The organism is Planktotalea sp. (assembly GCF_049680325.1).
Taxonomy (GTDB): domain Bacteria; phylum Pseudomonadota; class Alphaproteobacteria; order Rhodobacterales; family Rhodobacteraceae; genus Planktotalea.
Map to the genome: position 1 here is coordinate 1 of NZ_JBAUHO010000006.1, position 11,698 is coordinate 11,698.

Below are 11,698 nucleotides of genomic sequence, written 5' to 3' on the forward strand. Positions count from 1 at the left end.
CACCCGGTCCCATCCCGAACCCGGCAGTTAAGTGCCACCGCGCCAATGGTACTGCGTCTTAAGACGTGGGAGAGTAGGTCACCGCCAATCCCAGTAATCCAATATCTATATACCTCGTGAGAAAAACTAAGCGTTTATGTCTGTACTAAAAGACAATTGGCGCGGGATGGAGCAGCCCGGTAGCTCGTCAGGCTCATAACCTGAAGGTCGTAGGTTCAAATCCTACTCCCGCAACCAACAAACAAGACACAACTCATACGTTAACAGTCGCCCAAGGGCGGCTTTTTGCGTTTGCATTTCAAATCCGGAAGAAAATACTCCTGAAAGCTAAAAATGCTTTTATCTTGATCCGTCCACTTCAAGCCGTACTGTTGTCTACACTAGACTTAAGCATTTTCATTTTTTCCTACCAAAAACCTAAATGGACCAAGTTGGTACCAAGCCCGATTTGAGGGCCTTTTCTGTCCAACGAGTGCTGACGTCAGACATCGGTGATGTGATAACCTGCAGACACAGACACACCACAATTTAGCTGCTAGCTATGAGAGTAACCGATCTCCAATGAATGCGTGCGGTTATTTTTTGCGGAAAAATATTTATGAAAAACGATTCCAACAAAGACATTAATCCTGAAAAGTTTGTTGAGCAGCTTTACGATATTGCGCTTGATCCGAATTCTCTGGAAGCCTTCATTGATGCGTGGAACGATGCTGGTCTTGATGCAAGTGTCGCCCGCCAGACGATCAAGGCCATTGACCAGTTCGATGAGGCCTATCAAGCGCATTTAAGCCGCGCTGATACATTTCTGTCCCGTGAAGTGGACGCAGGCGAAGAGTCAGATCTGGCGGCCATTCTCACACCCTTTAAGGGGCTTGCCGCATTCATCGTGGATCTGAACTTGCAAATTGTCGCCAGCAATGCAGGCGCCCAGCAAGCATTCGGGATCGAAGATGGTGCCCAGTTAACGGCATTAAACCTGCCACGCGATGCGCTGGATGCAGTTCAGACAAGCGTGCGTGACGTCTTTCGTAATACGGCCAGCCCGGATCGTCTTTTAAAGATCGAGTTTCCCGGGCATTTGAGAATAGCATTGTTTCAGGTACGTATATTGAAGAGCGCATACGAAGTTACTGCGAAACATGCTTTGGTCGTGACAACGCGGCTTCACTGGCAGGAAGCGCTTGGACATACCCTTGAAGAAGTGTTCGGCCTAACAGCCGCAGAGCAGGGTGTGGTGCGCGCAATGGTCGAAGGGCTTGACGCAAAATCAATAGCGCTGGATCGAGGCACTAGCGAAGGGACCGTACGCGGGCAGATCAAGTCGATCCTTTCAAAAATGAATGCACGGGCCCAATCAGAGGTTATTCGATTGGTTATGTCGCTAAGCGAAGTTTCGCAGACAGCAATCCCAAAGGAGGCGCAATCGCGCAGCGCGCCCATTCTTATTGCATCGGACTGGTTAGATGCCGAGGTCTGGAAGCCGTTCAAGACACTGGTTTTGCCTGACGGGCGGCGCATGGACTACCACGACATGGGCCCTGTTACAGGCAAGCCCGTGCTTTATTCTCATATGGGGTATTGCATAGCACGTTGGCATGCTCCGATGATAAAACTCGCGTTCAGCCAAGGGTTGCGCATCATTTGTCCAATCCGGGCTGGATACGGACAAAGTGACAGTATTGATCCTAAATCAGACGTGTTGAAATCCACGCGCGAAGATACGCTGCATCTTTTAGAGCATCTAGGGATTGCCCGACTGCCCTATCTTACTCAAGGCAACGATCTGATATTTGCCGCCGATTTCACGGGCCACTTTCCAGAAATGATTAGCGAAATTATAGGCCTATGCGCACGTCCCTGTCTGCCCGGTGATCGTCATTATTCGGGAATGGGCAAGTGGCATCGTTTCTTTTTATCGACGGCAAAGCACGCCCCGCATCTTTTAAAGTTCAGCGCCAAGGCGGCCTTTGCCATGGCCCGGAGAGTTGGACCTGCCGAGACGTTTCGCCAGATAAACCAGAGATCGGCTGCCGATGTAAAAATGATCGACGATAAGGCGCTCCATCCTGTTTTATACTCAAACGCAGAACTGATCCTCGGAAAGTCGAACGATGTTGCACAGACCTACGCACATGAAGTGCTTGCAACCGAAGCAGACTGGTCCCACCTCATGCTAAAATGCAAGGATACGAAGACCTGGTTTGTGAACGGTGGTCAGGATCCCGCCACCGATATAGCGACTATTGCTGAATATCGCGAAACTTACCCCTGGATAGATATCGAAGTCATTTCTGATGCTGGCCAGCTCCTGATTTTTCAAGAGTATGACACTTTGCTGCCCAGGATCGCCGCTGCGGCGCATAGGGCTTGAAACACTGGATTTAGCATATGGCGATTTTCTTGAGTTTCGGGCAGCATCGCTCCAAGCGCAGGAGAGCACATGGGTATTCGTTTTTTCTCGACCAAGAACCGTCCTTTTCACATGGGACCGTATCCATGCGAACGGTTGAGCAGATTGAATGGCCTTGCTGATCTAACCCATGTTCCGCCGATGGCGGTTCTCTCGTTTTCGGATTTGAAAACGCCGCATTCTTTGGTGAATGCGATGGGTGATTATCAGGCGATGATGGATGCGGTGCGAGACGGGCTGGTGAATGGGGTGCGTTCTGATGTTCCAACGGATCTGGATGAGCGCGCGCAACATGTGAAATCTTACGGGTATTTTGCAGATGCATCCATGATGGGCATTTGCCGATTGCCCGAAGCCGCGCGACTTAGCGAACCTACCCGGAACCCCGACATTGATCGACTGGCCGAAGAGCTGCTCACGAAACAAACGAAAACGCTGGCCTCTGGCATTGATGTCATTATGGCGGATTTGAAAGAGTCAATTCAGGCAGCCCCTTCAACAATCGAAGATCACGATCACGCCATTGTTTTTCTGTTCGAGCAAAACAGGGCGGTGCGCACAGACGAGCCGGGATCGGAGTGGATTGTGGGCGCAGAAGATCATCGTGCATGTCTTCGCGCAACCGAGGCCGCAGTAGGCATGGCCAATTATTTGCGCATTCTGGGTTATGACTCGCGTTGCCATACGAGCTCGACCTCTGATGTAGACATGAACAAACTGGCCGTTGCGGCTGGGCTGGTGAGCGTTGAAGGGGATAAGCTTGTTGCGCCGTACTTGGGGACGGGTTTCGGCCTTGCTGTGGTGACGACATCTTTTGAAATGGCCGTTGATGCACCGCTTGCGCCAATGGCGAAACAGCCTTGGTTCAGAACACAAGGCCCTGCATGGTGGCTTGGCAAGGGCAGTGTGAAAAGCGCGCTGAATCTCGATCCCTATGCCAAACGCAATTTCGCCGACGGTGCGTTGCCGTTCGAAAATCTCAAACGCAAAGACACGCCAACCACATTTATTGATGAAGCGCGCGTCGCGCGTGTGCCCAAACGAACCGATATGTTTGCGCGCGCCCAGTTTGGCGATATGGGCAAGAAACAGCAGCAGGCCGCAGGCGGTGGCTACTACGCTATTAAATGTGCTCTATCAGCGGCTCAGCGGCGGATATTGGGGGCATTTGTTTTGCTTCAGGACGGCCCGTCAGAGCCAGTTTCGACGGCACCGAGCGATGCAGAGCGAAACGCACAGAACGTCAAGGCGGCGAGCTATTTTCTGGGTGTTGATGCCGTCGGAATATCGCGTTGCCCTGATTGGGCATGGTACAGTCATGATGCGACGGGCGATCCAATAGAGCCTCCTCATAACAACGCAATTTCGATGATTATCGATCAGGGCTACGAAACCATGGAAGGGGCCAGCGGCGATGACTGGGTCGCTGTGGCGCAAAGCATGCGTGCCTATCTGCGCTTCTCGTTACTTGGTGGCGTCATAGCGAAGCAAATCCGCAACCTGGGTTACAAAGCAAAGGCGCATTCGGTGATGGACGGTGAAGTGCTGCAACCGCCCTTGCTGCTACTTAGCGGACTTGGTGAAGTTAGCCGCATTGGAGAGGTGATCCTGCACCCACTGCTGGGGCCACGATTGAAGTCGGGCGCAGTGACAACTGACATGCCGCTGGCACATGACAAACCAATTGATTTCGGCCTGCAGAAATTCTGCGAAAGTTGCAACAAGTGCGCGCGCGAATGTCCGTCTGGAGCGATAACCGCTGGTCCGAAACTTATGTTTAACGGCTACGAAATCTGGAAATCGGACAGCCAGAAATGCACGACCTATCGCATCACAACCGAAGGCGGCGCGATGTGTGGTCGCTGTATGAAAACCTGCCCTTGGAACCTTGAAGGGCTGTTTGCAGAAAAACCGTTTCGCTGGGCGGCGATGAACCTGCCAGCCGCTGCACCTATCCTTGCCAAGCTGGATGACACGCTCGGGCATGGCGGTTTGAACGACGCCAAAAAATGGTGGTGGGATATCGAAATCAAGCATGACGGAGGCTATCGCAAACCTGCGCAACCCGTGAACCGCCGTGATCTCCAAACTGATCTGGACCTCAAATATGAGGATCAAACGCTTGCTGTATATCCTGCCAACCTTGCCCCCCACCCGTGGCCGTACCCCTTTGCCATGGACCGTGAGGCAGGCATCGCGGCCTATGAGGCGATGATCTCCGCAGACGAATATAAAGCACGTCTCGCGCGCGGTGAAACGGATGGGCTTGCACATGAATACCCCTCGTTCGAGGATGCCCCTGTTATCAAGGCACGGATTTCAAAGGTCGAGCAAATGTCGGCCAATGTGACCAAGTACGAGTTTTCGTCATTTGACGGCAGCGACTTGCCCGCTTGGACCGCTGGTGGGCATCTGGACGTGGTCGTATCGCCTGAATTTGTGCGCCAGTATTCGATGTCCGGTGATCCAAGTGATCGCAGCAGTTATCAGATTGGCGTTCTGCGCGAAGATAAAGGAAGGGGCGGTTCCAGGTTCTTGCACCGCATCTTTAACGAAGGGCGACGGGTGTTCATTTCCAAGCCTATCAACCATTTTGAACTAGCTGAGGACGCGACAAAGACTTTCCTGATGGGCGGCGGCATTGGCATCACTCCGATGATTGCCTTCGCACATCGCTTGCATGCTTTGGGTAAACCTTTCGAGCTTCACTATTCAGCCAGCAAGATGGCTGATGCCGGCTATATTGATGATCTAAAGTCCGTGCCTTGGTTCAAGCATGTGCATTTTCACTTCTCGGATCAAAACACGCGGGCTGACCTGAACAACATTCTGAGCGGGTATCAGGATGGCTGGCACGTCTACACCTGCGGACCTGATCGCTACATGGACGGCGTTATAGATGCAGCCGAACAACTTGGCTTTCCTGAAGAGGCGCGTCATCTGGAGTATTTTGCGGTGCCAGAGCAATCCGATTACGTGAACCACGCATTTACTGTGAAATTGGCAAAATCGGGCAAACAATTCGAAATTCCAGCGGATAAAACCATCACTGATGTTCTTAACGAAAACGGCGTGCATATTGATGTAAAGTGTTCCGATGGCATCTGCGGGGTTTGCAAGTGCGGTATCGTTTCGGGTGAGGTGGAGCACCGCGATTTCGTGTTGTCCAAAAAGCAGCAGCAGGGCGAATTGATCTTGTGCCAGTCCCGCGCGGCCGCTTCTGAAAGCGAACTTACGATTGATCTATAAAGCGCCGCGAAGCGCGCGATAAAGCGTGCGGTAGCTTGCCAGGCGCTTGTGCAGCGCTGGATCATCGAGCGGGTCGAAACGGTCTGTCATGACGGTGTCAAAGGAAAGATCGCTAAGTTGGCGTACGCCAATACCGACTTCGGCAAGCAAGGCCGCACCAAATGCTGGCCCCTCTGCGCCGCCGTCCGTGCGCGCAACGCTACAGCCCAAAATATTGGCCAGTGTTTGCAGCACCAGATCACTGCGACTACCCCCGCCAATGACGGGAATAACGTCGGTCGGGGTAAAGCTGTCACCAAAACTATCGAAGGCATCACGCATCATAAACGCAACGGCATCTACGACGGCGCGGCACATTTCGGGGCGGCCAGTGGCGTCATCAAGTCCGTAAAAGCTGCCTCTGATATCGGGGTCGCCATGCGGGCTACGCTCGCCCGTGAGGTAGGGTAGAAATAGGGGGATGCGATCAAGGTCAGCTGTTTCCGCTTCTGCCAACAATTCGGGAACCGAGCATTTGAGAACAGACGCAAACCAAGAGAGCGGACGCGCACCGTTCAACATTGCAGCCATGCGATACCAAAGGCCCGATATAGTATGACAGTATGCGTGAACAAATTGCTCTGGATTTGGATAATAGGCGTCATCGACGACAAGCAACTGACCAGATGTTCCTAGGGAAATGAAGCATTTGCCAGCGGAGGCCGCTCCGATTGAAAGTGCGCCAGCGGCGGCGTCGCCTGCTCCTGCAAAAACGGGTGTATCGGCGCGCATTCCAAGCGCGTCAACGGCTGCCTGGCTCAACGGACCAATGCGCTCGCACCCATCGTGAAGCGGGGGCAACCACTCGGGCTCGATTTCGCTGGCCGAGATAGCTGCGTCGCTCCATTGGCGCGTCGCTTGATCTAGCCAAAGTGTGCCAGCCGCATCCGAGACATCGGTGCCAAGCACGCCCGTTAACCAAAATGCAATGTAGTCTTTTGGAAGCAAGATGGCGCGCACCTGCGCGAAGATTTCAGGCTCATGGGTTTTGAGCCACATAAGTTTGGGCGCTGTAAAACCGGGGAGGGGGGGAATGCCTGCGATCATGCCGATCTCTGGCAGGCGCTCTAACAGAATTTTGCATTCAATCGTGCAGCGATTATCGTTCCAAAGGATTGCGGGACGCAGAACCACATTGTTTGCATCCAAAAGAACTGCGCCGTGCATCTGTCCGGAAAGCGAAATGCCGCGTACTTCGTCAGGCGAAATGCCCGCGGCATCAATTGCGTCGCGATAGGCTGCAAGTGTTGCGGCAATCCAGTCCTGCGGATTTTGTTCCGACCAACCCGCGCGGGGTGAGGATAGGGATAACTCCGAAGTGCCTGTGCCTGTTACCTTGCCGTTATTGGTCAACACGCATTTCACTGCGGAGGTGCCTAGATCGATCCCCAATACCGTGTTTGACATTTGGTTCCCCAGATTTTCCGGCGTTTGCGATGTTAACCGTTGCGCACGGTGTCGATCATCAATTGTACGTTCTCAGGATCGGCATCTGGTGTAATGCCATGGCCCAAGTTGAAGATATGCGGCCCCTTAGAAAATGCTTTTACAATCGCGCGCGTTTCGTCAATCAGGTCCTGTCCGCCCGTCACCATATGGCGAGAGGCGAGGTTGCCCTGCACGCAGCCATCCACTTGCACATGCTTTGCCGCCCAATCGGCGTCGACGGAATTATCCAGCGCAACGCAATCCGCGCCGGTTGCTTTGGCAAAGCCGATGTACTTGTCGCCGCCCTCGCGCGGGAAAGCGATGATCGGCGTGTTCGGGTGACGCTTTTTCAGCTCTGCAATGATACGGCGCGTTGGCTCTATCGCGTATTTGTCAAACGCGTCACCCTTGAGTGAACCAGCCCAACTGTCGAAAATCTTGACCACCTCAGCGCCTGCATCAATCTGCATGGACAGGTATTCGATGGTCCCAAGGGTGATGCGTTCCATAAGTGCGTCGAACACCTCTGGCGCCTCTGTGCGCAGCGCATGCGCGGGGGCCTGATCCGGGGTGCCGCGGCCAGCGATCATGTAAGTGGCAACCGTCCAAGGCGCGCCTGCAAAACCGATGAGGGTTGTTTCGCTTGGAAGTTCGCGGCGCAAAATGCGGACGGTTTCATAGATCGGGTTTAGGGTTTCGTGGATGTTATCCACGCTGCCCAAGGCGTCGACGCCTGATTGATCGGTAATGGTTGACAGGCGCGGGCCTTCGCCCGTGACAAACCAAAGATCAGCGCCCAAGGCCTGTGGCAACAGCAAGATGTCAGCAAACAGGATGGCCGCGTCAAAACCATAACGGCGAATAGGCTGCAAAGTGACTTCGGCGGCCAATTCGGGGTTATAGCAAAGCTTGAGAAAATCGCCCGCTTGCGCGCGCGTCGCGCGATATTCAGGGAGGTAGCGTCCCGCTTGGCGCATCATCCAGATTGGCGGCGTTTCCAATGTTTCGCCTGCCAGGGCGCGCAGCAGCTTTTTGGATGAAGTCATTGCAATCTCCGTTCGCATGTATCGTCTTGCCGCAGGCAGCAATTTTGCAGCGCTTGGGCAGTTGTCAACTATCTTACAGCCCCATAAAGGTAAACCATGGCTATGACACTTCCTTCCCCGACCTCACCGCTGAAAATCGGCACACGTGGCTCGCCTTTGGCATTGGCGCAGGCCTATGAAACGCGGCGACGTTTAAGCGTGGCATTTGATCTGCCTGAAGAGGCGTTCGAGATCATCGTAATCAAGACAACAGGCGATAAAATCATTGACCGCCCGCTGAAAGAGATCGGTGGCAAAGGCCTGTTCACGCGCGAGATCGAGGATGACATGCTCTGTGGCGCGATTGATATCGCGGTGCATTCGATGAAGGACATGCCGACGTTGCAACCCGAGGGTCTGGTGCTGGACACTTATCTGCCGCGTGAAGACGTGCGCGATGCATTTGTCTCTGCAACACATGAGCGTCTTGCTGATATGCCATCGGGCGCAACTGTGGGGACGTCGTCCCTACGTCGCCGCGCGCAATTGCTGAACTTCCGCCCTGATCTGAAGGTCGTAGAATTTCGCGGGAACGTTCAAACCCGTCTGAAAAAACTGGAAGCCAACGTTGCCGATTGCACCTTCCTTGCTATGGCAGGCCTGCGCCGCCTTGATATGGCTCATGTCGCAAAGAGCGCGATTGAAACGACAGAAATGTTGCCTGCGGTTGCCCAGGGCGCAATCGGGATCGAGCGTCGCAAAGACGACACCCGCGCCGCTGACATGCTTTCGGCAATCCATGATACGCCAACGGGTCAACGCCTTGCTGCCGAGCGCGCGTTTCTTGCGGCGCTCGATGGATCCTGTGAAACGCCTATTGCGGGTCTTGCCGAACTGGATGGTTCGACACTGCGGTTGCGCGGCGAGGTTTTGCGACCAGACGGATCTGACAGCATTGGCGATGATATCACAGGCGCGATCGAAGACGGCCCGGATATGGGCCGCGCGATGGCTGCGAAGTTGCTTGATGAGGCCGGTGCAGGTTTCTTTGACTGGCGTAGCTAGTCAGGCAAGACCTTCCCGGGGTTCATGATGTTATTGGGATCAAGCGCAGCCTTGATCGCTTTCATGGCCGCAATCGCAACAGGGTCCTTGCGCCGTTTCATAGAACGCAGTTTGCTGACACCAATCCCGTGCTCTGCTGAAAAGCTGCCGCCAAGTTTGAGCGTTTCATCCTCGACAGCTTCCGTCACCGCATCGCGCACGTCCGGGTCCTGGCTTTTCCCCCAGACCGCGTAATGGACGTTGCCATCGCCAAGATGCGCGACGATCATTTCTTGAGCACCGGGATCAATAGTTTGCAAGCGCACAGCCATAGCATCAAGGAAGGTTGCAACCTTTTCCAACGGAACGGCAATGTCGTGGTTAATCAATAGCGGGTGGTTGATAATCACGCCTGCGGCCTCGCGGCGTTCCCACATGGCTTTGCGCTGTCCTTCGTTCTGGGCGACAACCGCATCCAGCACGGCACCGCTTTCAAATAGACCGGCAAGAATTTCCTCGAACTTTGTGACGAACGGGATTTGCCCTGACGCGTCTGGTTCGGCTTCGCTTGCGATGGTTGTTCCGACCTCAACCATAATGTTCACATCATAGGGCGCATCAAAGGGTTCGCGGGCGTTGCTGTCGACTTTCATGTGATGCTCGACGTAAGCGCGCGGCATGTATTCGAATGCTTCCACAGCGCCGCCAGTCGCGTCCTGCAATCTGTTGAGCAATGCAAGGCTATCGGCAATGGACGGGGCTGCGACCATGGCGGTCGCATAGGCCAAAGGTTTGGGCGAGAGTTTTAGAACTGCTTTGGTGATTAGACCAAGCGTTCCTTCTGCACCAACAATGAGATGCTTCAGGTTATAGCCAGAGTTGTCTTTGCGAAGCTCGGACATGAGATCGGCGATTTCGCCTGTTGGTAGCACGACTTCCAATCCAAGGATCAAATCGCGCGTGTTGCCATAGCGCACGACGTTTGAACCGCCTGCATTTGTAGACATGCTCCCGCCGATCAAAGCCGTGCCGCGCGCACCGAATGTCAGGGGAAACACCAACCCTTCAGCATCAGCGGCCGCGTGAATGTCGGAAATGACGACACCTGCATCCACAATTGCCACGCGCGAGGCTTTGCGGACTTCGTGAATTTTGTTCATGCGCTCCATCGAAACCATGATGTGGCCTTTGCCCGATGCGCCGCCTGCAAGGCCAGTGTTGCCACTGACTGGAACAATCGGGGTCTTGGTCGCATTGCCGAGCTTAACGATTTCGGACACTTCCTTTGTAGAGGCGGGGCGCACAACGGCGATCGGCTCAGAAAAATATTGCCCCATCCAATCCTCGTGCCAACGCGAGATATCGTTGCCTGTCAGGACGTTTTCCGCGCCGACAATTGCACTTAGCTTTTCGATCATGTTGTACTCGCTTTGCAGGAATAAAGTTGATCCAAGTTTTGGGTTACGCCGTAAGCGCTGTCAACGCTTGGCGCAGGGCGGTTTCGTCGGCAATCTTTAGACGCACAGGTACGGTCACGACGTTCTGGCGGAACGCGCGCGGTAGTCTGACCGCATCTTTTTCTGTCGTGACCAGCTGCGCGTCTTGCAAAAGCGCATCTGTTTCTAACCGCTTGAGCAATGCGGGTGTTAGCGTTTGATGATCCCCCAACGCTTCGGCGCGAATGATGTCAGCGCCCAGATCACGCAGTGTCGCAAAGAACTTTTCGGGATGACCAATGCCAGCAAAGGCAATGCAGCGCATGCCTTGAAAATCTATCCCTGTCTGAAGCGGTTCTAGATGACCTTGAAGATGGGGCAATGTGATCGGCCATGTCTTGGCAAAATGGTTCTGCGCCTTTTCGGGCCCGATGGACAAAACAAAGTCCGCGCGTTTCAAACCCGCAGCTACAGGTTCGCGCAAAGGTCCAGCTGGCAAGCAGCGGCCATTTCCAAAACCCTTTCCGGCATCCACAACGACAATAGACAGGGCCTTGTTGACGGCAGGGTTCTGAAAGCCGTCATCCATTAGGATATGACTTGCGCCCGCGTCGCAGGCGGCTTTGATCCCAAGCGCACGATCTTTCGCGATCCATGTTGGCGCGAAGGCGGCAAGAAGCAAAGGTTCATCGCCAACCCTTTCTGCGCTGTCGTTCGCCTGAACGTTGTGTGGGCCCGTTAGTGAGCCGCCATACCCGCGCGAAACGATATGCGGGCGGGCACCCATATCACTTAACATCTGGGCGAGGGCGATCGTGCTAGGCGTTTTGCCCGTGCCCCCTGCATTCAGATTGCCGATACAGATCACAGGAACGGGTGCTTGAAAGCGAGCGCCTTGCGCGACACGGCGGGCGGTCAATGCGCCGTACAGTGCTCCTACAGGAGCAAGCAAACGTGCGCGCCAGTTTGGCGCATCGGGGCGCGTGTACCAAAAATCGGGGGCTCTCATCCGTTGCTTTCTAACGCGTCCCAATGCTCTTGAATATCGTCAATCACCGCATCGGTGA

The 11,698-nt window shown here is 54.3% G+C and carries 7 protein-coding genes, 1 tRNA gene and 1 rRNA gene; 5 read left to right on the forward strand and 4 right to left on the reverse strand.

The annotated features are described in order from the left end of the window. The 4 genes from rrf to WBC85_RS00310 all read left to right on the forward strand — a co-directional run. Positions 1–90, forward strand: a 5S ribosomal RNA gene (gene rrf / locus WBC85_RS00295); the annotation flags it as partial. Between the two features lie 70 nt (positions 91–160). Continuing rightward, positions 161–237 (forward strand) — tRNA-Met (locus WBC85_RS00300). Positions 238–598: 361 nt separating this feature from the next. Then, entirely contained in the window at positions 599–2,371 is a 1,773-nt protein-coding gene (locus WBC85_RS00305; protein WP_424432691.1) for a LuxR C-terminal-related transcriptional regulator, read from the forward strand. Positions 2,372–2,440: 69 nt separating this feature from the next. Then, a complete protein-coding gene (locus tag WBC85_RS00310; RefSeq protein WP_424432692.1) occupies positions 2,441–5,659 on the forward strand; it encodes a reductive dehalogenase in 3,219 nt (1,072 codons plus the stop codon). Here WBC85_RS00310 and xylB read toward each other — a convergent pair. Further along, positions 5,654–7,105 carry a xylulokinase gene (xylB, locus tag WBC85_RS00315; protein WP_424432693.1) on the reverse strand — a complete coding sequence of 484 codons (1,452 nt, stop codon included), beginning with the start codon at positions 7,103–7,105 and terminating at the stop codon, positions 5,654–5,656. The two genes, WBC85_RS00310 and xylB, sit on opposite strands and share 6 nt — an antisense overlap. Positions 7,106–7,137: 32 nt before the next feature. Then, on the reverse strand, positions 7,138–8,172 hold the full coding sequence (hemE, locus tag WBC85_RS00320) for a uroporphyrinogen decarboxylase (RefSeq protein WP_424432694.1): 1,035 nt from the start codon (positions 8,170–8,172) through the stop codon (positions 7,138–7,140). 96 nt (positions 8,173–8,268) lie between these two features. On the opposite strand from hemE, the gene hemC reads away from it, so the two are divergent. Next, positions 8,269–9,216 carry a hydroxymethylbilane synthase gene (hemC, locus tag WBC85_RS00325; protein WP_424432695.1) on the forward strand — a complete coding sequence of 316 codons (948 nt, stop codon included), beginning with the start codon at positions 8,269–8,271 and terminating at the stop codon, positions 9,214–9,216. Here hemC and WBC85_RS00330 read toward each other — a convergent pair. Continuing rightward, the gene (locus WBC85_RS00330) at positions 9,213–10,613 is read right to left on the reverse strand and encodes an FAD-binding oxidoreductase (RefSeq protein WP_424432696.1); all 1,401 of its coding nucleotides are present in this window, start codon (positions 10,611–10,613) and stop codon (positions 9,213–9,215) included. The genes hemC and WBC85_RS00330 overlap by 4 nt on opposite strands. A 43-nt stretch (positions 10,614–10,656) precedes the next feature. Beyond that, positions 10,657–11,640, reverse strand: a complete 984-nt coding sequence (gene lpxK / locus WBC85_RS00335) for a tetraacyldisaccharide 4'-kinase (RefSeq protein ID WP_424432697.1) — start codon at positions 11,638–11,640, stop codon at positions 10,657–10,659. Positions 11,641–11,698 lie beyond the last annotated feature (58 nt).